This window comes from Pantoea sp. OVA07A (assembly GCF_019969975.1).
GTDB classification, from domain to species: domain Bacteria; phylum Pseudomonadota; class Gammaproteobacteria; order Enterobacterales; family Enterobacteriaceae; genus Pantoea; species Pantoea agglomerans.
Map to the genome: position 1 here is coordinate 101,433 of NZ_JAHXYM010000005.1, position 24,555 is coordinate 125,987.

General features: G+C 56.1%; 23 protein-coding genes. 3 read left to right on the top strand and 20 right to left on the bottom strand.

All coding sequences use genetic code 11. The annotated features are described in order from the left end of the window. Positions 1–50: 50 nt before the first annotated feature. On the top strand, positions 51–2,183 hold the full coding sequence (gene pta, locus LC417_RS16280; protein WP_031292718.1) for a phosphate acetyltransferase: 2,133 nt from the start codon (positions 51–53) through the stop codon (positions 2,181–2,183). A 109-nt stretch (positions 2,184–2,292) separates the two neighbouring features. Here the strand turns inward: pta and yfcD are convergent, their stop codons facing one another. Together yfcD and yfcF are read right to left on the bottom strand one after the other, a co-directional pair. Then, positions 2,293–2,817, bottom strand: a complete 525-nt coding sequence (yfcD, locus tag LC417_RS16285; RefSeq protein WP_010258035.1) for an NUDIX hydrolase YfcD — start codon at positions 2,815–2,817, stop codon at positions 2,293–2,295. Positions 2,818–2,925: 108 nt separating this feature from the next. Continuing rightward, positions 2,926–3,567 (bottom strand): glutathione transferase, encoded by a 642-nt coding sequence (gene yfcF / locus LC417_RS16290; RefSeq protein ID WP_010258032.1) that lies wholly within the window; start codon positions 3,565–3,567, stop codon positions 2,926–2,928. A gap of 182 nt (positions 3,568–3,749) precedes the next feature. On the opposite strand from yfcF, the gene LC417_RS16295 reads away from it, so the two are divergent. Beyond that, positions 3,750–4,646 carry a TIGR01777 family oxidoreductase gene (locus tag LC417_RS16295; protein ID WP_060680640.1) on the top strand — a complete coding sequence of 299 codons (897 nt, stop codon included), beginning with the start codon at positions 3,750–3,752 and terminating at the stop codon, positions 4,644–4,646. Positions 4,647–4,679: 33 nt separating this feature from the next. On the opposite strand, the gene LC417_RS16300 is transcribed toward LC417_RS16295, so the two are convergent. The 3 genes from LC417_RS16300 to dalD are packed head-to-tail and all read right to left on the bottom strand — an operon-like array spanning position 4,680 to position 8,848. Further along, a complete protein-coding gene (locus LC417_RS16300; protein WP_010258025.1) occupies positions 4,680–5,960 on the bottom strand; it encodes an MFS transporter in 1,281 nt (426 codons plus the stop codon). Between the two features lie 27 nt (positions 5,961–5,987). After that, on the bottom strand, positions 5,988–7,457 hold the full coding sequence (xylB, locus tag LC417_RS16305) for a xylulokinase (protein ID WP_033758495.1): 1,470 nt from the start codon (positions 7,455–7,457) through the stop codon (positions 5,988–5,990). A 2-nt stretch (positions 7,458–7,459) separates the two neighbouring features. Further along, positions 7,460–8,848, bottom strand: coding sequence for a D-arabinitol 4-dehydrogenase (dalD, locus tag LC417_RS16310; protein ID WP_010671449.1), 1,389 nt, complete (start codon positions 8,846–8,848; stop codon positions 7,460–7,462). Between the two features lie 195 nt (positions 8,849–9,043). Between dalD and LC417_RS16315 the strand changes: the two genes are divergently transcribed. After that, a complete protein-coding gene (locus tag LC417_RS16315; protein WP_010258017.1) occupies positions 9,044–9,991 on the top strand; it encodes a sugar-binding transcriptional regulator in 948 nt (315 codons plus the stop codon). 135 nt (positions 9,992–10,126) lie between these two features. On the opposite strand, the gene hisP is transcribed toward LC417_RS16315, so the two are convergent. The 15 genes from hisP to LC417_RS16390 form a co-directional block, all read right to left on the bottom strand. Next, a complete protein-coding gene (gene hisP / locus LC417_RS16320) occupies positions 10,127–10,900 on the bottom strand; it encodes a histidine ABC transporter ATP-binding protein HisP (RefSeq protein WP_010258014.1) in 774 nt (257 codons plus the stop codon). Positions 10,901–10,908: 8 nt separating this feature from the next. Continuing rightward, positions 10,909–11,625 carry an ABC transporter permease gene (locus LC417_RS16325; protein ID WP_010258010.1) on the bottom strand — a complete coding sequence of 239 codons (717 nt, stop codon included), beginning with the start codon at positions 11,623–11,625 and terminating at the stop codon, positions 10,909–10,911. Beyond that, positions 11,618–12,307, bottom strand: a complete 690-nt coding sequence (locus tag LC417_RS16330; protein WP_010258006.1) for a histidine ABC transporter permease HisQ — start codon at positions 12,305–12,307, stop codon at positions 11,618–11,620. Before LC417_RS16330 ends, LC417_RS16325 begins: the two co-directional genes overlap by 8 nt. A gap of 179 nt (positions 12,308–12,486) precedes the next feature. Next, complete coding sequence (gene argT / locus LC417_RS16335) at positions 12,487–13,269, bottom strand: lysine/arginine/ornithine ABC transporter substrate-binding protein ArgT (RefSeq protein ID WP_010258004.1); 783 nt, start codon at positions 13,267–13,269, stop codon at positions 12,487–12,489. A gap of 259 nt (positions 13,270–13,528) precedes the next feature. Continuing rightward, the gene (locus LC417_RS16340) at positions 13,529–14,098 is read right to left on the bottom strand and encodes a UbiX family flavin prenyltransferase (RefSeq protein ID WP_010258003.1); all 570 of its coding nucleotides are present in this window, start codon (positions 14,096–14,098) and stop codon (positions 13,529–13,531) included. A gap of 112 nt (positions 14,099–14,210) precedes the next feature. Continuing rightward, a complete protein-coding gene (purF, locus tag LC417_RS16345; protein WP_010258001.1) occupies positions 14,211–15,728 on the bottom strand; it encodes an amidophosphoribosyltransferase in 1,518 nt (505 codons plus the stop codon). A 37-nt stretch (positions 15,729–15,765) separates the two neighbouring features. Further along, complete coding sequence (gene cvpA / locus LC417_RS16350) at positions 15,766–16,251, bottom strand: colicin V production protein (RefSeq protein WP_003854265.1); 486 nt, start codon at positions 16,249–16,251, stop codon at positions 15,766–15,768. A gap of 265 nt (positions 16,252–16,516) precedes the next feature. Further along, complete coding sequence (gene dedD, locus LC417_RS16355) at positions 16,517–17,305, bottom strand: cell division protein DedD (protein WP_223566143.1); 789 nt, start codon at positions 17,303–17,305, stop codon at positions 16,517–16,519. Further along, a complete protein-coding gene (gene folC / locus LC417_RS16360; RefSeq protein ID WP_223566144.1) occupies positions 17,295–18,563 on the bottom strand; it encodes a bifunctional tetrahydrofolate synthase/dihydrofolate synthase in 1,269 nt (422 codons plus the stop codon). Before folC ends, dedD begins: the two co-directional genes overlap by 11 nt. A 94-nt stretch (positions 18,564–18,657) precedes the next feature. Then, entirely contained in the window at positions 18,658–19,572 is a 915-nt protein-coding gene (gene accD, locus LC417_RS16365; RefSeq protein ID WP_010257992.1) for an acetyl-CoA carboxylase, carboxyltransferase subunit beta, read from the bottom strand. A gap of 144 nt (positions 19,573–19,716) precedes the next feature. Further along, positions 19,717–20,379, bottom strand: a complete 663-nt coding sequence (locus LC417_RS16370) for a DedA family protein (RefSeq protein WP_223566145.1) — start codon at positions 20,377–20,379, stop codon at positions 19,717–19,719. Positions 20,380–20,408: 29 nt separating this feature from the next. After that, the gene (gene truA, locus LC417_RS16375) at positions 20,409–21,212 is read right to left on the bottom strand and encodes a tRNA pseudouridine(38-40) synthase TruA (protein ID WP_008926481.1); all 804 of its coding nucleotides are present in this window, start codon (positions 21,210–21,212) and stop codon (positions 20,409–20,411) included. A gap of 2 nt (positions 21,213–21,214) precedes the next feature. Then, complete coding sequence (locus LC417_RS16380; RefSeq protein WP_033778725.1) at positions 21,215–22,222, bottom strand: aspartate-semialdehyde dehydrogenase; 1,008 nt, start codon at positions 22,220–22,222, stop codon at positions 21,215–21,217. A 302-nt stretch (positions 22,223–22,524) separates the two neighbouring features. Further along, positions 22,525–23,658, bottom strand: coding sequence for a 4-phosphoerythronate dehydrogenase PdxB (pdxB, locus tag LC417_RS16385; RefSeq protein ID WP_033778724.1), 1,134 nt, complete (start codon positions 23,656–23,658; stop codon positions 22,525–22,527). Between the two features lie 55 nt (positions 23,659–23,713). Continuing rightward, entirely contained in the window at positions 23,714–24,493 is a 780-nt protein-coding gene (locus LC417_RS16390; protein ID WP_033772307.1) for a helix-turn-helix domain-containing protein, read from the bottom strand. Between the last annotated feature and the right edge of the window lie 62 nt (positions 24,494–24,555).

A 24,555-nucleotide genomic window follows, 5' to 3' on the forward strand; every position in this document is an offset into this window, starting at 1 on the left:
TTTTTGACACCCTGCCATTACTGAGAGGTTCAAACGTGTCACGTACAATTATGCTCATTCCGACCGGCACCAGCGTCGGCCTGACCAGCGTCAGCCTCGGCGTTATCCGCGCCATGGAGCGCAAAGGCGTTCGGCTCAGCGTCTTTAAGCCGATTGCTCAGCCGCGTACCGGCGGCGATACGCCGGATCAAACCACCACTATTATCCGTAAGAACTCTTCGATTCCTGCCGCTGAACCGCTGCAGATGTCACGTGTTGAATCACTGCTGGGATCGAACCAGCAGGATGTGCTGATGGAAGAGATCATCTCCCGTTACCATGCCAACACGCAGAATGCGGAAGTGGTACTGGTTGAAGGTCTGGTCCCTACCCGTAAGCATCAGTTCGCCAACGCGCTGAACTATGAAATCGCGAAAACCCTGAATGCGGAAATCGTCTTCGTGATGGCGCTGGGCAATGACTCTCCGGCCCAGCTGAAAGAGCGCATTGAACTGACGCAGAGCAGCTTCGGCGGTCAGAAGAATAAAAATATCACTGGCGTGATCATCAATAAACTCAACGCGCCGGTCGATGATCAGGGGCGTACCCGCCCTGACCTGTCAGAAATTTTTGATGACTCGTCAAAAGCCAGCATCGCCAATATCGATCCTAAGCAGCTGTTCTCAGACAGCCCGCTGCCGGTGCTGGGCTGCGTGCCATGGAGCTTTGATCTGATCGCCACCCGCGCAATCGATATGTGCCGCCACCTGGATGCGCGCATCATCAACGAAGGTGAGATTCAGACCCGCCGGGTTAAATCGGTCACCTTCTGCGCCCGTAGTATCCCGCACATGCTGGAGCATTTCCGTCCAGGCTCACTGCTGGTGACTTCCGCAGACCGCCCGGATGTACTGGTCGCCGCCTGTCTGGCCGCCATGAACGGCATTGAGATTGGCGCTATCCTGCTGACCGGTAACTACGAGATTGACGATCGTATCGCGCGCCTCTGTGACCGTGCCTTCCAGACCGGCCTGCCGGTGTTCATGGTGAAAACCAATACCTGGCAGACTTCTCTGAGCCTGCAGAGCTTTAATCTTGAAGTGCCCGCTGACGACACGCAGCGCATCGAGAAAGTGCAGGAATATGTTGCCAGCTACATTAATGCTGACTGGATTGAGTCACTGACCGCCACGTCAGAGCGCAGCCGTCGCCTGTCGCCACCGGCCTTCCGCTATCAGCTGACTGAGCTGGCGCGCAAAGCGGGCAAACGCGTCGTGCTGCCAGAGGGTGACGAGCCGCGTACGGTTAAAGCGGCCGCTATCTGTGCTGAACGCGGTATCGCTACCTGCGTACTGTTAGGCAACCCGGATGAGATTCAGCGTGTTGCTGCGGCTCAGGGTGTCGAACTGGGCAAAGGGGTTGAGATTGTTGATCCGGAACAGGTGCGTGAAAACTACGTGCCGCGTCTGGTTGAGCTACGTAAGAGCAAAGGCATGACCGAAGTGGTCGCCCAGGAACAACTGGAAGATAACGTGGTGCTGGGCACCATGATGCTGGAAAGTGGCGAAGTGGATGGCCTGGTTTCAGGTGCGGTTCACACCACCGCCAACACCATTCGTCCGCCTCTGCAGCTGATCAAAACAGCGCCTAACAGCTCACTGGTTTCATCGGTGTTCTTTATGCTGCTGCCGGAGCAGGTGCTGGTTTACGGTGACTGCGCAATTAACCCGGATCCCACCGCTGAGCAGCTGGCTGAGATCGCAATTCAGTCAGCCGACTCTGCTAAAGCCTTTGGTATCGATCCACGTGTTGCGATGATCTCCTACTCTACCGGCACGTCAGGTGCAGGCAGCGACGTTGAAAAAGTGCGTGAAGCAACGCGTATCGCGCAGGAAAAACGTCCTGATCTGGTCATTGATGGTCCGCTGCAGTATGACGCCGCGATCATGGAAGATGTGGCGAAGTCGAAAGCGCCAGATTCACAGGTTGCCGGTCGCGCCACCGTCTTTATCTTCCCGGATCTGAACACCGGTAACACCACGTATAAAGCGGTACAGCGTTCAGCCGATCTGATCTCAATCGGGCCGATGCTGCAGGGTATGCGTAAGCCGGTTAACGACCTGTCGCGCGGTGCGCTGGTTGATGACATCGTCTATACCATCGCCTTAACCGCTATTCAGTCTCAGCAGGCTGAACAAGGCTAAGCGTCAGGTAAGAACGCAAAAGGCATGCCCCAGGGCATGCCTTTTTTTTGCCGGTAACAGAGCCGGAGGCTTTAATGCGGATCGCTGAGACGCGTTAAAGCGCCCGTTTTCAGGCCCGGTTATCGCCGTTGCGGCTCATCCACAGAGAGAGCGCTTTAAGCGAATCGTCAGTGAACTCATCACAACGTGCGGTGATCTCATCGGGCGTCATCCAGATAATCTCATCGACTTCCGATTCCTGCATGGCGAATGGCCCATGTGACACACAACTGAACAGTCCGCCCCAGACGCGACAGTGCTGATCTTCGAAGTAGAATTTGCCATGCTCAGCAAACGGCACCGCGGCAATTCCTAACTCCTCTTCCGCTTCACGTCGCGCAGACTCCAGCATATCTTCACCGCTCTGCACCACGCCGCCTGCGGTTGCGTCCAGTTTGCCCGGCATAAAATCTTTTATCTCTGTGCGACGCTGCACCAGAATCTTGCCCATACCGTCATGAACCACAATATAGGTAGCGCGGTGACGCAGGCACTCAGCGCGCATCTGCGCACGTGTTGCCTGAGCAACAACTTCATTCTCTTCGTTTACGATATCGACCCACTCGATGCCGTCACCCGCAGTTTGATCCACCATCCGTAACCCTTTCCTGTTTGGCGTACACTTGGGTACGCAGTTTGCCACGTCTTTATTTTTATGTGGCGTAAGGTAATCACTTCCGGCAGCCTGAGCAAGCCCTGGCTGTTACCGATTTTTACCACTTTCTGCTAACCACAGCTGTACTGAGGCTCGCTGCCACTGAAACTCAGCATAATCCCGCAGACGCGCGGGCAAAGGATCGCCATGCAATACCAGCCGGTTAAGCATCACCGCCAGATCGGTATCCGCAATTGACCACTCGCCAAACAGGTTCTGTTGCCCGTCCGGCAGCAGGCGATCAACGGCCATAACCAGTTTATCCACCGCCTGCTGCGCTGATGCGGTCAGCGGCGCAAAGCGCTCACCGGCAAACAGCACTTCTGTGGGACGCTCCTGACGTATCCACAGGAAGTCACTGCGCAGCCAGGCCTGGATCTCTCTGGCGCGGGCACGCTTCTCGCGGTCGCGGGGATAGAGGCGCTCAAATTCGGGCGCCGGAAAGCGCTCTTCAAGATATTCGGTAATCGCCGAGGATTCGCTTAACAGGAACGCATCAATCTGCAGGGTCGGAACCCGGCAGGTCAGCGACAGCTCGCGGTAAGCCGCGGCGTATTGCTGATTCTGCGACAAATCGACGCGCTTCAGCTGGAAAGGGATCCCTTTTTCGGTAAGAGCAACATAGGCCGACATGGCGTAAGGACTGAAAAATGATGAATCTGACCACAGGGTGATGGACGGATAATTCATCGGTTACCTCAATTGGCTGTCAGGGTTGCATCATGTTTACCGATTTTTATTTGGGAAGGCAACGCTGAGCTGATCCGATCTCTGCCTCCGGAATAAGAAAGCGCGACGCGACTCACGATAGAGTGGCTCGACTCTTCTATGCTGAAAGATGCAAATAACAAAAACATCAAGGGAGCCGCAACATGCACATTCTTATTACCGGTGGCACGGGACTGATTGGCCGTCACCTGATTCCGCGCCTGCAACAGCTGGGGCATCAGATCAGTGTGGTGACGCGTGACGTGGTCAGCGCGCGTGAAAAACTGGGCGAAGAGGTCGCGCTCTGGTCAGGGCTGGCGCAACAGTCGAACCTGGATACGATCGATGCGGTCATTAATCTGGCGGGAGAACCTATTGCCGACAAACGCTGGACGGAGCCGCATAAACAGCAGCTGTGTGAAAGCCGCTGGCAGATAACCGAGCAGGTCGTCTCACTAATCAACGCCAGCGCCACGCCACCGTCCGTGTTGATCTCAGGTTCGGCAACCGGCTTTTATGGCAACACCGGCGATCTGGTGCTGACTGAAGAGGATCAGGGTCAGGATGAGTTTACTCATCAGCTCTGCGCCCGCTGGGAGCAGCTGGCGCTCGCGGCTGAAAGCGAACGCACCCGCGTCTGCCTGCTGCGAACCGGCGTGGTGCTGGCGTCTGAGGGCGGCGCACTCAGCAAAATGAAGCTGCCCTTTAAACTCGGCATCGGCGGGCCGATTGGCAGTGGTAAACAGTACATGCCGTGGATTCACATTGATGACATGCTAAACGCCATTATCTGGCTGCTGGAGCATGATGATCTGCGGGGTCCGTTCAATATGGTCGCTCCCTACGCGGTGCGTAACGAGCAGTTTGCCGCCACCCTGGGCCGGGTGATGCATCGTCCGGCCTTTATGCGCACGCCTGCCAGCGCCATTAAACTGATGATGGGCGAATCGTCGGTGCTGGTGCTGGGAGGACAGCATGTGCTGCCAAAACGGCTGGAAGCCTCAGGCTTTGGTTTCCGCTGGTACGATTTGCAGGAAGCGCTGCAGGATGTCGCAGGATAAACATACGGCGGCCCTGGGCCGCCGTATGTTTCGTTAGTTACGCTGCTCTGCTACACGCGACTTCACTACCTTCTCTTCACGCGTATGCCCCGGTTGTGGCACACGAATAATAAAGGTCAGCACGCCAGCGAACACGTATAGCCCGGTATAGGCCCATACCACACCGACAATGTCGAAGAACGGCAGCATGACTGAGGCGATAGCCGGTGCCACAAAGTTACTGAGTCCTGCGGAGAGGTTGTAAATAGAGACCGCAGCGCCTTTATGATGCGGTTCCAGCGTGGGAAATACAGCGGTCATCGGTACAAACGCGGCGACAAAAATGCCCAGCATTACCGCAGGGATTAATGCGACCCAGAAGTTATGACCCGCATACAGCGGCAGATAATAAAAGGTCAGGCTGGAGATGGCCATCCCCAGGCAACCAAACCAGCGCACCTGACGGATCCAGCCCAGCTTCTCTCCCGTGAGGCCCCAGAAGATATTCGTAAATATAGTGACAAAGAAGAACACCGCCCAGATTTGTAGCCATTCAGAGATGGTAAAGCCGAGACGATCGACAAACAGCAGTGGCATGATAATGGCGAAACCAAACAGCGACAGCGTGTTGATGATGCGAATCAGGCAGGCATAAAACACATTCTGATTGGTGAACAGGATGGTCACGGCACGCGCCATCTCTGTCATCTTGTCACGCATCGGCAAATTCACACGAGAGCGATCCACCGGTACCTTGCGCAGGCTGAAGTATGCGAGGATCCCACCACAGGCCACCCAGATAATAGCCAGCCACAGCGTCCCCGTTTCCCCCAGCATCGGAATGGTGAGACTTGGCAGATAGCTGCCAATCACCCCGATGCCGACAGAATACATCGCCCAGAACCAGCCGGTCGCCGCCGCCAGTTTTTCGCGCGGTAAGACCTGCACCAGCATCATCATGAAAGAGTAGATAAACAGCGGATAAGCCAGCCCGCGAATGCCGTAGAACAGCACCATCAGCGGATAGTTGCGCAGGCCAAGCCCCAGCGACATAAACAGCGTATGCATCACGATCCATAACACAAAGCCAATCATCATCGCGCGCTGCGGTGTGATCAACTCGGCTACCACGCCAGATGCCCAGGCCGCCAGGGCTGCCGCTAAGCCATAGAAGGTGAATACGACTGCAGACTGCGCGGGCGTAAAGCCCATATCGGTGATATGGCGCGACAGAAACGCCATTTCAAAGCCATCACCCGCCATAAAGATTGCGATAGCGAGGAAACCCCAGAACATCTTTTTCGGTAAGCCAAACCAGTATTCGTTCGATTGCATCACAATTACCTTCTGTCTGGTTAGTCGTTATGCAGGCAGCAAACTGCGCACCTGTTGTTGCTGGATGTAGAGTTCCCGGAACAGACATAGCCGCTTTTGCAGCACGGCACCGCGCGTCTCGTCCGGTTGGTAGCGTGCCTGCACAGCCGGCTTCAGACACACCTCATGCTCAAGGCCGCCATCAGCCAGCCACGCTAAGCGTGCCGCACCCAGCGCGCCAGATGCGCTGGCGGGATGGGTAACAATGGGCAGTTGCAGCACATCGGCAATCAATTGAGCCCACAATGTGCTACGTGCGCCACCACCGGTCAGGCTGCACTGCTGAATGTGATGCCTGGCATCGCCGAGCACACTCAACCCATCAGCCAGCCCAAATGCCACGCCTTCAACCACCGCATAGCCCAGCAAGGCGCGCGGGGTTTCATGGCGCAGATTGAAGAAAGAACCGGATGCGTCAGGATCGTTATGTGGTGTGCGTTCACCAGACAGATAGGGCAGGAAAACCGGGGCGCTACGCACTTGCTCATCACTGAGCTGGACCATCTCCTCCATCAGCTGGCTTTCACTGACCGACAGCAGATTGCACAACCAGCGCAGACAACTGGCGGCGCTAAGCATCACACTCATCTGGTGCCAGCGGCCCGGTAACGCATGGCAAAAGGCGTGCACCCCGCATTGAGGGTCAGCCCGTAAGCGGTCGTTTACGACAAAAATCACACCGGAGGTACCCAATGAGATAAACGCATCACCGGGATTCACCGCCCCCACACCGACTGCCGATGCGGCATTGTCACCGCCGCCTCCCGCGACAGTAACCGCAGTAGATAAACCCCACTCGCTCGCCAGCGTCGGCTGCAGGCGTCCACTTATGGCACTGCCTTCTACCAGTTCAGGCATTTGGGCACGCTTCAGTCCGGTGATGGCCAGCAGTTCTTCCGACCAGTCACGCCGGGAGACATCGAGCCACAGCGTTCCGGCAGCATCCGAAGGCTCACTGACAAAGCGCCCGGTAAGACGCCAGCGCAGGTAATCTTTCGGCAGCAGGACCTTATCGATGCGGCTGAAAATTTCTGGCTCATTTTCCGCGACCCAGTGCAGTTTCGGCAAAGTGAAGCCGGGCATAATCATATTGCCGCTAATTTCCATTATCCGGGGATTGCTCTTCCGTAGCCTTTCACACTGCGGTGCACTGCGCGTGTCGTTCCAGAGGATACACGGACGCAGCACCTTCCCCCCGGCATCCAGCAACACGGCCCCGTGCATCTGTCCCGATAATCCAATAGCGCGAATCGCGGCCCATGCCAGAGGAAACTGATGACGTAATCCCGCCAGAACCTCGCTGCAGGCTTGCCACCAGCATTCAGGATCCTGTTCAGCCCAGTGGGGATGGGGACGCTGCACACTTAGCGTGGCGTGCTGAGCCGCAACAATCTCACCGTGCGTATTAATGATCAGCGCTTTAAGCTCTGAGGTACCAATATCAATGCCGAGATACATAATTACACCGCCGCCAGTTCAGGCTGTTTCAGCCACTGCTGCAAACTCGCAACACGGCGGGTGACTAACTCATGAAACGCCTTATCAGATGCCAGTTCCGCAAACAGCGCGCTATCACTCAGGTATGCATGGAGCGGATCGGCGCTGGCGAACTGCTTACGTAGCGTATCGACCTGTAGCGCACCGTCCTGATAGCAATAGGGTAAATTGTCATCGGCCCATCGCTGCATAAACAGGAAGAACAGTGCCGGAATCACCGCCGTTGCGGTGGGCTGCGCACCGCGCTGGTAGCACTGTTGCAGGGTTGGCGTCACCATGCCGGGAATTTTGGATAAACCATCGGCACCGACGCGCTGATTGGTATCTTTAATGTAAGGATTACTGAAGCGGGCCAGCACCACGTCACGATAATCCGCTAAATCAAGCGGGCTGGGAGACAGAGAAGGAATGACATCCTGGGTCACATAGTCGTGAGCCAGTTGATAAATCGCCGGATGGCTGGTGCTCTCATCGATATAGTTCAGACCAATCAGTGTGCCCGCCCAGGCAATCGCAGCATGTGTCGCATTGAGGATGCGAATTTTCGCCTCTTCCCACGGCAGTACCGATTCCACTAGTTCAACACCGACCTTTTCCAGCGCCGGGCGCCCGGCAATAAAATCATCCTCAATGACCCACTGAATAAAAGATTCGGCCATTACTGCTGCGCCATCCTGTTTGCCGGTCGCCGCCTGCACGCGTTCTGCCACCTCCGGAGTAGGACGGGGTGTAATGCGATCAACCATGGTATTCGGTGAACGGGTTTGCGTGCGCACCCAGTCGGCCAGCGCGGTATCGCCTTTGGCCGTAAGAAACGCCAGGAAGGCGTCACGGAAACGCTCACCATTGTGCCGCAGATTATCGCAGTTCAGCAGCGTAACAGGCGGACCGCCTTGCGCAACACGCTGTGTCAGAATATGGCTGAGTGCGCCGTAGAGGGTGCGGATATCTCCACCCAGATCGGCCTTCACATCTGCCTGATTGAGATCCAGGGTAAACGCGGGCGTCAGGTAGTAACCCGCTTCGGTCACGGTAAAGCTAATCACACGTGTTTCCGCGCTGGCCCCCTGCTCGATCAACGCACTGATATCACTGTCCCAGGGCAAAATTTTGCGCAGCGAAGTGATGGTTTCGTAGTCGCGCTTACCTTCAGGCGTCACGGTTTCCAGCACATATTCTCCCTGCTGCGCCGCGAGCTGATTGAGCAGCGGCACTGCGTCATTACGGATATTGCCGAGCGCGATGCTCCAGCTTTCATCACCCTGCTCACGCAGTTTATGCAGATACCACGCCTGATGTGCACGATGAAAAGATCCCGCGCCGATGTGCATCCACACTGATTGGTTGTTCATAATCGCCTCATTTAAACATTTGCCACACCTAAGGGCATTTGCCCGATGACCTGTAGCATAGTGCCTATTACGAAGATCCTTCTGCGAGCCGAGTCACAAATAATACTTTTGCTCTTTTTAAGGGCTTTTGCTCAGTTAGTGCTTTTCGACCCGCACGGCGTTAAGATGTCCCCTCAAATTCGACGGAACATCGTGATGAGCAGAGAAGAAAAAAAGCAGGAGCTGGCCGCACGTGCTGCATGGATGTATTACGTCGCAGGCGTGACACAGCAGGAGATTGCGCAGGCATTGGGTTTGTCACGACAGGTAGCGCAGCGGCTGGTATCCAGTGCACGTGAAATGGGCATGGTGAACGTAAAAATTGATCATCCCGTCACACACTGTCTGCAGCTGGCGCGTGAGGTACAGGCGAAGTTTGGTCTGGATTTGTGCCGCGTTGTGCCATCGGCCAGTCTGAATGATGAGGCTATTCAACAAATGCTGGCAGTTGAAGGCGCGGCGGTGATGACACAATTCATCAATGAGGAAACGCCTCAGGTGTTCGGTATTGGTTCCGGTAAAACCCTGCGCTCAATGATCGATGCGCTACCCTGGGTTGATCGCCCGCAGCATCATTGCGTTTCCATGATCGGTGCCATCGCGCGGGATGATTCCGGTACACGCTATGACGTACCGTTGAAGATGGCCGAAAAGATGCAAGGTAAGTATTTCTTTATCCCTGCGCCCTTATACGCCGACACCCCAGAGGATAAAGCGATGTGGGTTCAGCATAAGGTTTACCAGCGCGTCATTGATCGCGCATTACAGGCGGACGTGGCTTTTGTGGGTATTGGCGAAGTGATGCCGGGCTGTCCTTTGAATGCCGAGGGATTCATCACAGATGCGCAGGTCGAGGCGCTAAATGGGCGCGGCGTGGTGGGCGAAATGCTCGGTCACTTTTTCAATCAGCAGGGTGAGCGGGTATGGGGCGAAACGGATGAGCTACTGACCAGCGTGCGACTGGAAAGCCGGACTCAGCGTAAAATTATTGGCTTTGCGGGTAGCGAGCGCAAGTATCCAGCAATCCGTGCCGCATTACAGGGCGGCTGGGTATCGGGACTGGTGACCGATGAGGATACGGCGCTGAAGCTACTGCAAAAGTGATATCTCAGCATGGATGCAGAGTGCGAGGGCAGAACGCAGAGATGACGCAAAATCTCAAACGCGGCTCGCACTTATTCTGCGCAGGGCACGTTACGCCGGTGCCCTGATTCCCTCGCCTTAACTAACATCTAACCGTTACTTCAGCGATCCCTTGAGGAACTGCTGTAAACGCGGGCTTTTCGGACTGCCGAACAGTTCCGCAGGCGGTCCCTGCTCTTCGATTTTACCCTGATGCAGGAAAATGACATGACTGGAGACGTGACGGGCAAATTCCATCTCGTGGGTCACGACCACCATGGTTTTGCCCTCCTCAGCCAGCTTCTGCATGATGCGCAGTACTTCCCCGACCAGCTCCGGATCAAGCGCCGAAGTGGGTTCGTCAAACAGCAACACCTCTGGCTCCATCGCCAGCGCGCGCGCAATCGACACACGCTGCTGCTGACCGCCGGAGAGGTGAACCGGATATTTTGCCTGTGCCCGCGCATCAATTCCGACTTTATCGAGGTATTTGATGGCACGCTCACGCGCCGCCGCTTTACTCAGCCCCAGCACCTGAATCGGCGCTTCCATCACGTTTTCCAGCACGGTCATGTGACTCCACAGATTAAAGTGCTGGAACACCATGGTCAGGCTGGTACGTAACGCGCGCAGCTGCTCTTTGTCAGCCACTTTGAGCTGACCATCTTTGTCACGGACTAAGGTGATTTGTTGGTTATTCACCATGATGCTGCCTTCACTCGGTTTTTCGAGGAAGTTGATGCAGCGTAAAAAGGTACTTTTCCCTGAGCCGGACGATCCAATGATACTGATCACATCGCCCGCTTTAGCAGTTAACGAGACCCCTTTCAGCACTTCATGTTCACCGTAACGCTTATGCAATTCGGTGACGCTTAATTTATTGTCAGCCATAGTTCTACTCAATGCGATGAAGAGGGTTTCACGTGGGCCAGCCAGCGACGTTCCGCCAGGCGGAACAGGCTGATCAACACGTAAGAGATAATCAGGTACAACACAGCCGCCAGACCAAAGGCGGTAAACGGCTGATAGGTCGCCGAGTTAATATCCCGCGCGATTTTCAGCAGATCCGGCACGGTGGCGGTGAAGGCCAGCGCCGTGGAGTGCAGCATCAGAATCACTTCGTTGCTGTAGGCCGGCAGTGCCGTTCGCAGCGCCGATGGCAGGATAATGCAGCGATAGAGTTTAAAAGTAGAGAAGCCGTACGCCCGTGCCGCCTCAATTTCACCGTGTGGCACCGAGCGAATCGCACCGGCAAAAATTTCCGTGGTGTAGGCGCAGGTGTTGAGGGTAAAGGCGAGCAGCGTACAGTTCAGACCACTGCGGAAAAAGGCATTCAGCAGTTCAGTGCCTTTCACAATCTCCAGCGTGTACATGCCGGAGTAGAACACCAGCAGCTGCACATAGAGCGGCGTGCCGCGAAAGACGTAGGTGAAGAGCCAGACCGGAAAGCTGATAAACCGGTTAGGGGAAACCCGCGCTATCGCCAGCAGGATTGCCAGACATCCGCCAATGGTGACCGAGAGGATCAGCAGCCACAGGGTGATAGCTACACCGGTAAAACGATAACCGTCAGTCCAGAGCAGCGATTTCCAGTATTCCTGAATAATATCAATCATAACTCGCCCTCTTTACACCTACCGTATAGCGCCGGTTGAGCCACCACAGCACACCGTTTGACAGCGTGGTAAATACCAGATAAATCACACCGGCCACAATGGCGAAGTAGAACGGCTGCCAGGTACTTTTTCCTGCCAGCTGCGTCGCCTTCACCACATCTTCCAGCCCCAGCAGCGAGACCAGCGCAGTGGCTTTCAGAATCACCTGCCAGTTGTTGCCGATGCCTGGCAGCGCGTAGCGCATCATGGCCGGAAACAGAATGCGGCGGAACACCTGCGCGCCGGTAAAGCCAAACGCGGTTGCTGCTTCAATCTGCCCCTGAGGCACGGCCATAAAGGCGCCGCGGAACGTTTCGGTGAAGTAGGCACCATAGATAAAGCCGAGCGTGATGATACCGGCGACCATCGGGTCGATATCAAACTGCGCCATACCCAGCGCATCGGTTATCTGGTTGAGGACAATCTGCAGACCGTAGAAGATCAGCAGCATCAGTACAAGGTCTGGCACGCCACGAATCAGCGTGGTGTAGCCTTCAAAAATCATCGCCAGTGGCCGGCTGCGCGACAGTTTCGCGCCTGCGCCAATCAGGCCCAGCAGCACTGCCAGCACGACGGAAGTGAGCGCCAGTTCCAGCGTCACCAGCGTGCCCCGAAGAATTACATCAGAATAGCCATACAGCATCGAGAGGGTCCTGTCGTGGGGTGAAAACGAAACGCTGCCCGCAAGCGAGACGGGCAGTTTAGCTTTACCTCTCTGTTGCAGATGCCATCCGCCATTAGCGGAAAAGAACCCGATTCTGCACCTGGCAGAACCGGCTCAGACCCGGCAAAACGGACACAGAGGGTAAAGCGACAGGATGGTTAGTCGCCGTACACGTTGAAATCGAAGTATTTCTTCGCAATCTTGTCGTAGGTGCCATCTTTACGCATGTCAGCAAAGGCTTTGTCGATGGCGGCTTTCAGTTCGCTGTCATCTTTACGCAGTCCCATGCCGGTACCGACGCCAAAAATCTTGTCATCTTTCACGGCCGGACCGGCGAAGGCGTAATTTTTACCGACCGGCTGCTTCAGGAACCCTTCGCTGGCCTGCACTTCATCCTGGAAGGCAGCATCAATACGACCGGCATTCAGATCCTGATAGACCAGATCCTGGTTTGCATAAGGTGTGACGTTCACCCCTTTTGGCCGCCAGTTCTGATTGGCGTAAGTTTCCTGGGTGGTGCCCTGCAGCAGACCGATGTTTTTGCCTTTCAGGGACTCAATGGTCGGCTCAATTTTCGACCCCTTCGGCGCGACTAAACGCGCGTTAGCGGCGTAGAGTTTTTCCGAGAAGGCGATCTCTTCCTGACGTTTCGCTGTGATGGAAAGTGAGGAGATGATGGCATCAATTTTCTTCGCTTTCAGCGAAGGGATCAGCGCATCAAAGTCGCTCTCAACATAGGTACATTGGGTATGAATACGTTTACAGATTTCGTTAGCGAGGTCGATATCGAAGCCCACTAACTTGCCTTGCGCGTTTTTCGACTCAAACGGTGGGTAAGTTGGATCTGTGCCGATACGGATTGAACCCGGAACCGCCGCGAAGACGCTGGCAGCACTGGATAAGCCCAGCATCAGGGAAAGAGCCAGAACACGCTTTTTCATAGATTACCCTCAAGTGAAGTGCTTTTTGTTATGTGGTTCGTGATGTGTTTGCGCAAAGTAATTAGCATGTTTCATGCCAGTTCTGCAAGTTAACCACGCTGTTAGCGTGATGTCAGACAGGCGAAAACGCTGTGTTTGTGAGGGGAATATAGCAGTGAAGTAAAAGAGAAAAAGCGACGTTGTTAACTTTTGGTGCGTCAAATGCACGAAGAGTGATCCGAGGCGCGCTTATGCACTAAATAAGTGCGCCAGCGGAACTTTATGCACCCTGCCAGCGCGTGAAGAGATCTTCCGATAATTCGATATCAAACTGGTCGATCACCCGGTTAACGGTCTGATCGATCAGCTGATCGATCGTTTCAGGCCGATGATAGAATGCCGGCACGGGTGGCATAATAATGGCACCCAGCTCTGCGGCAGTGGTCATCATTCGCAGATGGCCAACATGCAGCGGGGTTTCGCGCACGCACAGCACCAGCTTACGCTGCTCTTTTAACACCACGTCAGCCGCACGGGTCAGCAACGAGTCACTGTAACTGTGGACGATGCCAGAGAGCGTTTTCATTGAGCAGGGTAAAATCGCCATGCCCAGCGTTTTAAACGATCCAGATGAGATATTTGCTGCAATATCGCGCACGTCATGCACCACATCGGCCAGCGCCTGCACGTCACGCAGCGAATAATCGCTCTCCAGTCCCAGCGTCTGACGCGCCGCCTGACTCATAACCAGATGCGTTTCTACTTCTTCCACCTGCTGCAACACCTGCAGCATGCGCACGCCATAGATCACCCCGCTTGCGCCAGAGATGCCAATGATGAGTCGTTTCATATTCCAACCTTATTTCAGCCAATGGGCCATCATACGCGGCCTGCGGGTTTCTGAAAACAAACAGGGCGGGATTGCTCCCGCCCTGTTTTATGCTGCCCGCCTGCTGAAGGTATCAGCCTTCGTTGTGCAGCTCGAGGTTTTCGACTTCGTTCTGCCGCTGAAGCGCTTTGGCATCATCATTACGCAGCGACTCGAGATACTCCAGATATTGCTGATCGACATCTTTCGTCACGTAAATGCCGTTGAACACCGAGCACTCAAATTGCGCAATGTCCGGATTCTCTTCGCGAACCGCTTCGATCAGATCGTCCAGATCCTGGAAGATCAGCGCATCGGCTTTAATCAGCTGGCGAATCTCTTCCACTTCACGGCCATGCGCAATCAGTTCCGTGGCGCTGGGCATATCGATACCGTAGACGTTCGGGAAACGAATTTCCGGCGCCGCTGACGCCAGATAAACCCTTTTTGCGCCCGCTTCACGCGCCATCTCAATGATCTGCTCTGAGGTGGTACCGCGAACAATAGAGTCATCCACCAGCAGCACATTTTTATCACGGAATTCGGCGCGGTTAGCGTTGAGCTTGCGGCGCACCGCGCTGCGGCGTAACTGCTGGCCCGGCATGATAAAAGTACGGCCAACGTACCGGTTCTTCACGAAGCCCTGGCGATAGGGTTTGTCGAGAATACGTGCAATTTCCAGCGCGATATCGGTGGAGGTTTCAGGAATCGGAATCACGACGTCGATATCGAGATCTTCCCACTCGCGCGCAATTTTCTCACCCAGCTTGGTACCCATACGGACACGGGCGCTGTAGACCGAGATTTTGTCGAGGAAGGAGTCGGGACGCGCAAAATAGACATACTCGAACAGGCACGGATTGCTTTTCGGATTTTCAGCGCACTGGCGGGTAGACAGCTGGCCCGCCTCAGTCACATAAACCGCTTCACCCGGTGCAACGTCACGGATGAACTCAAAGCCCAGCGTATCCAGCGCCACGCTCTCGGAGGCGACCATATATTCGGTGCGGCCATCAGCGATAACGCGCTTGCCCAGCACCAGCGGACGGATACCGTTAGGATCACGGAAGGCGACCATGCCGTGGCCGATAATCATCGACACCACCGCATAGGCTCCGCGCACCTGCTGATGCACGGCAGCAACCGCAGCAAAGATGTTGTCGGCTGTCAGCGGATCGTTTTGGAAACGATCTAACTCCTGCGCAAAGATGTTCAGCAGGATTTCAGAATCTGAGGTGGTATTAACGTGACGGCGGCCCTTTTCAAACAGGTGCTTACGCAGCACGTGGGCGTTGGTCAGGTTACCGTTGTGCGCCAGGGTGATGCCATACGGGGAGTTTACATAGAATGGCTGCGCTTCAGAGGCACTGGAGCTTCCCGCGGTTGGATAACGCGCGTGACCGATCCCCATATTGCCCTGCAGACGCTGCATGTGGCGTGCTTCGAAAACGTCGCTGACCAGGCCGTTTGCCTTTCGCAGGCGAAAACATTTCAGCGCATCGATAGTACAAATGCCTGCGGCATCCTGCCCGCGGTGCTGGAGCACCGTTAACGCGTCATAGATCGACTGGTTGACCGGCATGAAACCGGTGATACCGACAATACCGCACATGTTGTCATTTCCTCATTAAGCCGCACTCCCGGTCACATCACCGGGGTAAAAAACTCGACGTGCTTTTCAGGTAATCAAAAAACCACCTGATTATATAACTGAACTCGGGAATGAGTTGAGACTGTTGCCAGTCCGGACTTTTGGAAAAGCCAGTGAATGTATCGAGGAAGAACAGCAAAGCGGCTACGATCAGCACACCACGCAATGCCCCGAAACAGACGCCCAACACCCGGTCGGTTCCCGACAGGCCGGTTTTTTCCACCAGCGTGCCGATAACGTAGTTCACAATGGCCCCCACAATCAGGGTTGCCACAAACAGCACACCGATGGCGATACCGTTACGAACCAGTTCGTCGTCAAAACCTGTAAACCAGACTGCAAGGTAGGCGTAGTAATGACTGGCGACAAAAAACGCGCATCCCCAGGTAACAAGAGATAAGGCTTCCCGGACAAACCCACGGACCAGGCTGACCAGAGCCGAAAAACCAACTACCGCAATAATGACGTAATCAATCCAGATCATGAACTCTTCCAGCGCCAGTGCAATTGCACCCCTGCATCCAGTTCGGGGCGCATTCTAACAGAAAAAGAAAACGTTTGCGTAGCGGTTTTCTTTTTCTGCATCCATAAAAAAGGCGATGAAAAAAAACGCTATCGCCCGGGTGATTCTCAGCCGGACAGGCCGTTGAAAATCGTCAATTTTTTTCGCGGCAGCGCGCATTAAACGCGCTGTCTGAGGGGTAAAAGACGCTGCCTGTTACTGCTATCGGCAGCGCCAATCGCCCGTTTTAGCGGGCGCTGTAGGGTTTCACGACACCGCCCAGTCCTGAGATACTTTTCAGCTCGCCAACCGCACTCTGCATTTTGGCTTTCGACGCATCAGGCCCAACGTAAATGCGGGTGATCTGACCCTGTACCGGCGTTGAAGGAACGGTAAAGGCGCGATAGCCCGACAGCCGCAGCTGCGCGACAATCTCATTCACTTTGCTGGCGTTTTTCAGCGCACCTAACTGCACCACATAAGCCTGCCCTGCCGGCGCTGTCGTCTCTGCCGTTTTCGGCGGCTCTTCCTGCTTCGGCTGTTCGACCACTTTAGGCTGTTCAACCGGTTTAGGTTTAGGCTGCTCCACGGCTTTTGGCTTCTGCTGTTCGACCGGCTTCTGCTTAGGCTGTTCTGTTACTTTCGGTTTCTGCTGCTCAACGACCTTCGGCTTCGTCACCGTCTGTGCGGGCACAGACTGATGGACCGGCGGCGGCGAAACCACTACCGGATCGCTCTCGTCTTCCGGTTGAGTCCGACCCTGCTCTGCCGTAGCGTTGGTTTTACCGTTGCCATTGCCATTGCTGCTGATGACCGCATTGCCCGCGCCTTCGGGCGGCTGTGCCGGCAGCGACTGGGTTACCGGCGGCACCATTTCGCTGTCCTGCTGATCGTCAGGTTTCGGCACCAGCGGAATGGCGGCAAACTCCTCTTTGTAATGCTTTTTCTGACCATCCAGCAGCCCTGGCAGCACAATCACGCCAACGGCGACCAGAATAACGGTGCCGACTAAACGGTTCTGAAACTTACTTGCCACGTCCTTTCTCCGTTTCAATCGATTCCATGACCTGTGCAACGGTGTGGAATGAACCACAGACCAGCACAATGTCCTGCGGCGCTAACCGCTGGCGTGCCTGCTGCCAGGCGAGCTCAACCGAACTAAAAGCCTCGCCCTGCGAAAGGTTGTTCAGCAGTTGCTCAGCACTGGCGCCGCGCGGACCCTCGAGGGGCGCGCAGTACCAGGCATCGACCACCGGTGCCAGCGCCGCCAGCGTTCCGGCGATATCTTTGTCATGCAGCATGCCCACCACGGCATGCACTTTGCCGCGTTTCGGCAGTGACGCCAGCCGCGACGCCAGATACGCTGCCGCATGCGGGTTATGGGCGACATCCAGAATAACGCGCGGTGATTCGCTGAGGGTCTGAAAACGGCCTGGCAGCATCGCCAGCGGCAGGCTGGCGCGAATCTGCGCCTCACTGACCTCAAGCCCGGAGACCCGCAGCGCAACCAGCGCGGTCGCCGCGTTAGGCAGCGGCACCTGCGGCAGCGGCAGATCGTTCAGCTCACCTGTCGCATCACGCAGTGACCAGCTTTCTGCCTGCGCATGCCACGACCAGTCACGGTTGCGCTGCATCAGCTGCGCACCTTTTTCCTGTGCGACCACGGCAATACTCTGCGGCATATCCGGTTCACCCACGACCGCAGGTTTTCCCGCCCGGAACACACCGGCTTTTTCACGCCCGATGCTTTCGCGATCCGGGCCAAGCCAGTCGGTGTGATCGAGTGCAATGCTGGTGACCACCGCGACATCGGCATCCACGATGTTTGTCGCATCCAGCCGTCCACCGAGGCCGACTTCGAGGATCACGACATCCAGCTGCGCCTGGCGGAACAGATTCAACGCAGAGAGCGTGCCAAATTCAAAATAGGTCAGCGAAATATCTGCACGTCCGGCTTCAATCTCCGCAAAACTGGCGCAGTGCTGCGCTTCACTCAGCTCCTCTCCCTGAACCCGAACGCGCTCGGTATAGCGCACCAGATGCGGTGAGCTGTACACGCCAACGCGGTAACCCGCGGCGATCAGCAGCGTTTCCAGGGTGCGACAGGTGGTGCCTTTGCCATTAGTACCGGCCACGGTAAAGACAAAAGGAGCGGGTTTCAGCAGGTCGAGACGAAGCGCTACCTGACGAATACGGTCCAGACCCAGTTCAATGGCCTGAGTATGCAGGTGCTCAAGATAATAAAGCCACGTGGCCAAAGGCGACGTGGCTTGGGGAAGGTGAAGATTGTCCATATGTCCCGTTTTGCTTATTTATACCTGGCAGGCTGCTGCTGCGGTATACGGTGCATTGGTAAGAGGTGCTTTGGACGCACCTCTCTATCTCCTGTCAGGCCTCGTTGCTTTCCGATTCAGTCGTCGCCGGAGCGGACTGTTCACCATCATGCAGCGGTGCCGGCAGGTTCATCATTTTTGCCAGCAGGCTTGCCAGTTTGTAGCGCATTTCCGGACGGCGAATGATCATATCAATCGCGCCCTTTTCAATCAGAAACTCACTGCGCTGGAAGCCCGGCGGCAGTTTTTCACGCACGGTCTGCTCAATAACGCGTGGGCCGGCAAAGCCGATCAGTGCTTTAGGTTCCGCGATATTGAGGTCGCCCAGCATGGCAAAACTGGCCGAAACACCACCCATAGTCGGGTCAGTCAGCACGGAAATATAAGGCAGACCGCGCTCACGCATTTTTGCCAGTGCCGCACTGGTTTTCGCCATCTGCATCAGCGACTGCAGCGCTTCCTGCATACGCGCCCCGCCGCTGGCGGAGAAGCAGATCAGCGGGCAGTTATCTTCTAACGCCTGCTCAACCGCACGTACAAAACGCGCACCGACCACAGAGCCCATTGAACCGCCCATAAAGGCAAATTCAAAGGCCGCCGCAACAACCGGCATGCCGTGCAGCTGACCTTTCATGACCACCAGCGCATCTTTCTCACCGGTGTCTTTCTGGGCCGCGATCAGACGATCTTTGTACTTTTTGGAGTCACGGAACTTGAGCAGATCTTTAGGTTCAAGTTCACTACCCAGCTCAACCATCGTGCCCTGATCGAGGACACTGCCGAGGCGCTCACGTGCGTGCATCCGCATGTGATGGTCACACTTCGGGCAGACCTCAAGATTACGCTCCAGCTCGGCGCGGTAGAGCACCTGACCACAGCTGTCACACTTGGTCCAGACCCCTTCCGGGATACTGGCTTTGCGCACAGGCGTTCCGGTGCTTTTATTAAGAATGCGTTCAATCCAGCTCATTGATGACCTTTCTGTTTAAAACTGACCTGGTCCAGTCGTCTTGATACTGCTGAAAACCGCTTCAGCAGACGGTAAATGTCGCTCATTAAACCACAACCTGTTCAGACTGTGGATAAAAATCTGGTCTTACCCCTGAGCGCAGCCTTACGGCTGCTTCTGCTGCTTAGCCTGACGGCGATGACGCCAGACTTCAATCACACCTGGCAGAATCGAGACCAGGATAATGCCCACAATCAGCAGCTTCAGGTTTTCCTGCACCACCGGCAGATCGCCAAACAGGTAGCCGGCATAGGAGAACAGCAGCACCCAGAGCAGCGCACCCGTTACGTTGAACAGCGCGAAGTGGCGATAGGACATATGGCCCATACCGGCAACAAACGGCGCAAAGGTTCGCACGATCGGCACGAAGCGCGCCAGGATAATGGTTTTTCCACCATGACGGGCATAAAACACATGGGTTTTATCCAGATGGCTGCGACGGAAAATCTTCGAGTTCGGGTTACTGAACAACCTTTCGCCAAACATGCGGCCAATGGTGTAGTTCACTGCGTCGCCCAGAACCGCGGCCACCACTAATAATGCCACCATCACATGCACATTAAGATCGTTACCCGGCAACGCCGCCAGTGCGCCCGCCACAAACAGCAACGAGTCACCCGGCAGGAAGGGCGTCACCACCAGACCGGTTTCGCAGAACAAAATCAGGAACAAAATAGCGTAAATCCAGATACCGTACTGTGCAACCAGTTCGGCAAGATGCACATCAATGTGCAGAATAAAATCAACCAGAAAATGGAGAAACTCCATGGCGCGCCCTTTTAAGTCCTGAAAGTGAATTAATCCGCGAGGAACAACGGTCCCATCGACGGCTGTGGTAACGCAAAGTGGGATGGGTAATCCACCGCCACCAGATACAACCCCTCTGCCCGGGCTGTGGCTGCGGCTAATGTCCGATCCTTCGCCGCCAGCAGCGTTGCCATCCATGACTCCGGCTTATTGCCGCAGCCTATCTCCATCAGGCTGCCCACGATATTGCGCACCATGTGATGCACAAAGGCATTGGCTTTGATATCCACAATCACGTAGGGACCCTGACGCGTCACGTTGAGGTGAATCACGTTGCGCCACGGTGTACGCGACTGGCACTGCACGGCTCGGAATGAGGTGAAATCATTCTCGCCTAACAAACACTGCCCGGCGCGCTGCATCTTCTCTGCATCCAGAGGATGGTAAAAGTGCGTCACGCCCTGCGCCAGCACCGCCGGACGCAGACGCTGATTGTAGATCAGGTAGCGATAGCGTCGGGCCGTGGCGCTGAAGCGGGCATGAAATTCATCCGGCACCGCTTTCACCCAGCGCACCGCAATATCCGGCGGCAGATTAGCGTTGACGCCCAGCGTCCAGGCGCCATCAGGCCGCTGCGAGGTGGTCTCGAAATGGACCACCTGCCCCGTCCCGTGTACGCCTGCATCGGTGCGGCCAGCACAAAAAATGCTGACCGGATGATCGGCGACTTTCGACAGCGCGCGTTCTACCTTCTCCTGCACGCTGCGGACTTCATTCTGACGCTGCCAGCCGTAGTAACGGCTACCGTCATACTCGATGCCGAGCGCCAGTTTTTGCGTCTGACCATCGGACATGGTTACAGATACTCCTGAACCAGTTTCTCAGCGGTTTTCACCGCCATCAGCGCGCCGCCAAAACGAATGTTGTCCGCTACTGACCAGAACTGCAGCAGCTCCGGGATACCGTAGTCGTTGCGCACAGCGCCGATGCTCAGTTCGCCGTTGCCTGAGGCATCCGTGACCGGCGTCGGCACTTCATCCTCTTCGCTCAGACGAATATCTGACGCCAGCGCCAGTTCGGCACGCGCTTCTTCCGCAGAGAGCGGGCGCAGGTTTTCGATATGCACAATCTGCGCATTACCGTAGAACACCGGAGCCTGTACGCTGCTGACCGCAATCGGTAAGCCTTCGTCCTGCAATACCTTACGCACCTGATCAATCAGGCGACGCTCACTCTCCACGCTGCCTTCTGCGTCGGCCTGTTGTGGCATCAGGTTAAACGCCAGCTGACGACCAAAATGGTGTTCATCGGCCGGAAGACCGTTCAGCAGGCGGGCACTTTCCCCGGCCAGCGCATCGACAGCCACTTTGCCGTAGCTGGAGACTGAGATCAGGTTAGTCACCTGTAAACGACTCAATCCGGCCGCATCCACCAGCGGTTTAATTGCGGTCAGCAGCTGGCTTACCAGGTTGTCCGCCACGCTGATGATGTTGCGATTGCGATAATCTGCCAGCACCTGCGGATTCACATCTGGCACCACCAGCGGCACATCGGGTTCCAGCGCAAACAGCTCGCTGCTGTCGATCACCAGACAACCGGCATTGGCCGCTTCATCGGCAAAGCGCGCCGAGGCGTCACGTCCCGCCACGAAAAAGGCCAGCTGCGCCTGTGACCAGTCGAACGTCTCCGCATTTTCGACCCGCACCGAGCGGCCTTCGAAACGTTTGATTTCGCCCGCGCTGTTTTCGCTGGCCAGCAAATATAATTCACCAACCGGGAACTGGCGTTCCGCCAGCAGTTCCAGTACAGCGTTCCCTACTGCGCCTGTCGCGCCAAGTAGCGCAATATTCCAGCCGTCAGACATGTTGGTTTACTCCAGACAATGACATAAAAACAGAAGGCGGTGATATTCACCGCCCAGGGATTCAGATTTATCCCCGTCGTCTTTCACGTTGCATCTTTGTTGGCTGCGTTCACTCACCCGAATCACTTACCTGAGTAAGCTCATCGGGATTCGTTCTCTTGCCGCCTCAATGCAACCCGAAATCCATTGGGTATATCCCCCCAGAACCCGCCGTCATGCAGACATGCCAGCAGCGCGCGCCTTCCGTTCACTGATTAATTCAGTGCGGAAACCGCGCCAGGGCGCCTGACCTGCAGCGCCCGCTATTCCGGGGAGATGATTGCGTTAAAGCCCAGCTGGTTCAGCAGCTCAGCGGTTGTGGCGTCATCGCAGTTCACCTGCAGCGATGACCACTCGCGGCGCTCCTGATACTGCTTGCGCAGGCGATCAAACTCGCCGGGTTTCGCCGCCACTTTACGCAGGGGGGCATCATCGCGGCGCACATCATACACCAGATGCGCCAGGCGTTTCAGCGTTGGCTGATCCAGCGGGCCATTCAGGGTGATTTCACTGAATTCCGGCACCGGCAGTAAGGTACTGAGCGGCACCTGCTGCGGCTGACCAATAAAGTCGCACCAGGCTTCAAACACCTGGGTGGTGCCGCGCGCTTTGCCTTCCAGCGTGTAGCCCGCGATGTGCGGCGTGGCGATATCGACCTTATCCAGCAGCGCCAGCGACAGATCCGGCTCCGGCTCCCAGACATCCAGCACGACGCTAAGATCGTGCCGCATTTTCAGCACCTCCAGCAGCGCGCTGTTGTCCACCACCGGGCCGCGACAGGCGTTGATCAGAATAGTATTAGGCTTTAGCGCCATCAGCAGGGCCGCATCCGCCAGATGCCAGCTTTTATACGGGCCCTCTTTAAACAGCGGCGTATGGAACGTCAGAATATCAGCCTGCTCTGTCACAGCCTCCAGCGACAGGAAATCCCCCTCATCACCGCGATCGGCGCGCGGCGGATCGCACAGCAGGGTTTTGATGCCCCAGGCCTCAAGACGCTTTTGCAGTCGCCCACCGACGTTACCGACGCCAACGATGCCGACAGTGCGGTCACGCAGCTGGAAACCATCGCGTTCCGCCAGCAGCAGCAGCGCAGAAAAAACATACTCCACCACCGCAATGGCGTTACAGCCGGGTGCGGCAGAGAACGCAATGCCCGCCTGCTGCAGCCAGTTCTCGTCGATATGGTCGGTGCCCGCCGTGGCGGTTCCGACAAATTTCACCGGCTTTCCTGCCAGCAGGGCCTCATTAACCTGGGTGACTGAGCGCACCATCAGGCCATCGGCATCGGCCAGTTCAGCTACCGGCAGCGGACGCCCCGGCACCGCGACCACGTCGCCGGTACGGCTGAATAGCTCACGGGCATAAGGCATATTTTCATCGACCAGAATTTTCACCACGGCTTTCCTGTCAGTTACATATCAGGCAATTATTCTGGCACAAAGCGACGCGTTAGCCTAACCGCGCACGGTAGCGTTCGGGCGTGGTTCCCGCCTGTTGCTGGAACATCACAATCAGCGCCGAAGCTGAACTGTACCCCAGCTCATGGGCGATGCTCTGCACGCTTTCCCCCTGCTCCAGCAGCACAATGGCGCGCAGAAACCGCAGCCGCTGCCTCCACTCGCCAAAGGTCATATGAAGCTGCTGCTGGCAGCGCCGCGCCAGCGTCCGTTCGGTGGTAAAGACCCGCGCCGCCCAGCCTGCCAGCGTGGTGTTATCGCCCGGATGCGCTTCCAGCGCATGTAACACCGGCGCCAGAAATTTATCGTCAGAGGTGGGCAGATAACTCTCCTGTACCTGCGCCAGCTGCAGGCGATCGCGCAGCACCTCGCACAGCCGCCACTGCGCATCCGTTTCGGGTTGCTCGATTTGCTGCTCAGCAAACTCATCCAAAATGGCGTGTGCAATGGGATCGACCAGCAGCAGGCAGGCGCGCCGGGGCAGATCGGCGCATAACGGGGCCGCCAGATTAAAGGTACGGAACTGTGCCTGACGATGGTTATAGCTACTATGAAGCTGACCCGGTGGGATCCAGACCGGAATATCTGCCGGTGTCAGCAATCGCTCACCCTCGACCTGCATCTCCAGTACGTGGCTTTTCACCATAATGAGCTGACCCCAGGCATGCGCATGCGGCAGATATTCGGTGCGGGCATTGGCCTGCTCATAACGCATAAAGTAGCGCAGTTGCGGCGCGTCAAGGGGCGGCTGGTAGATCACTTTCAGGGTCATTCTGTCCGCTCCACAACTAATTTTGTCCGATATTAACTATCTGAATAAATCCGGACAAGCGT

Coding starts and splice junctions, on each gene's coding strand:
- argT (WP_010258004.1), bottom strand. CDS start 13,269: ATGAAAAAGCGTGTTCTGGCTCTTTCCCTGATGCTGGGCTTATCCAGT.
- LC417_RS16325 (WP_010258010.1), bottom strand. CDS start 11,625: ATGATTGATATTATTCAGGAATACTGGAAATCGCTGCTCTGGACTGAC.
- LC417_RS16295 (WP_060680640.1), top strand. CDS start 3,750: ATGCACATTCTTATTACCGGTGGCACGGGACTGATTGGCCGTCACCTG.
- dalD (WP_010671449.1), bottom strand. CDS start 8,848: ATGAACAACCAATCAGTGTGGATGCACATCGGCGCGGGATCTTTTCAT.
- LC417_RS16390 (WP_033772307.1), bottom strand. CDS start 24,493: ATGACCCTGAAAGTGATCTACCAGCCGCCCCTTGACGCGCCGCAACTG.
- cvpA (WP_003854265.1), bottom strand. CDS start 16,251: ATGATCTGGATTGATTACGTCATTATTGCGGTAGTTGGTTTTTCGGCT.
- LC417_RS16315 (WP_010258017.1), top strand. CDS start 9,044: ATGAGCAGAGAAGAAAAAAAGCAGGAGCTGGCCGCACGTGCTGCATGG.
- LC417_RS16340 (WP_010258003.1), bottom strand. CDS start 14,098: ATGAAACGACTCATCATTGGCATCTCTGGCGCAAGCGGGGTGATCTAT.
- yfcF (WP_010258032.1), bottom strand. CDS start 3,567: ATGAATTATCCGTCCATCACCCTGTGGTCAGATTCATCATTTTTCAGT.
- LC417_RS16380 (WP_033778725.1), bottom strand. CDS start 22,222: ATGTCTGACGGCTGGAATATTGCGCTACTTGGCGCGACAGGCGCAGTA.
- pta (WP_031292718.1), top strand. CDS start 51: ATGCTCATTCCGACCGGCACCAGCGTCGGCCTGACCAGCGTCAGCCTC.
- yfcD (WP_010258035.1), bottom strand. CDS start 2,817: ATGGTGGATCAAACTGCGGGTGACGGCATCGAGTGGGTCGATATCGTA.
- hisP (WP_010258014.1), bottom strand. CDS start 10,900: ATGGCTGACAATAAATTAAGCGTCACCGAATTGCATAAGCGTTACGGT.
- LC417_RS16370 (WP_223566145.1), bottom strand. CDS start 20,379: ATGGAGTTTCTCCATTTTCTGGTTGATTTTATTCTGCACATTGATGTG.
- LC417_RS16300 (WP_010258025.1), bottom strand. CDS start 5,960: ATGCAATCGAACGAATACTGGTTTGGCTTACCGAAAAAGATGTTCTGG.
- xylB (WP_033758495.1), bottom strand. CDS start 7,457: ATGTATCTCGGCATTGATATTGGTACCTCAGAGCTTAAAGCGCTGATC.
- accD (WP_010257992.1), bottom strand. CDS start 19,572: ATGAGCTGGATTGAACGCATTCTTAATAAAAGCACCGGAACGCCTGTG.
- purF (WP_010258001.1), bottom strand. CDS start 15,728: ATGTGCGGTATTGTCGGTATCACCGGTTTCATGCCGGTCAACCAGTCG.
- folC (WP_223566144.1), bottom strand. CDS start 18,563: ATGGACAATCTTCACCTTCCCCAAGCCACGTCGCCTTTGGCCACGTGG.
- truA (WP_008926481.1), bottom strand. CDS start 21,212: ATGTCCGATGGTCAGACGCAAAAACTGGCGCTCGGCATCGAGTATGAC.
- LC417_RS16330 (WP_010258006.1), bottom strand. CDS start 12,307: ATGCTGTATGGCTATTCTGATGTAATTCTTCGGGGCACGCTGGTGACG.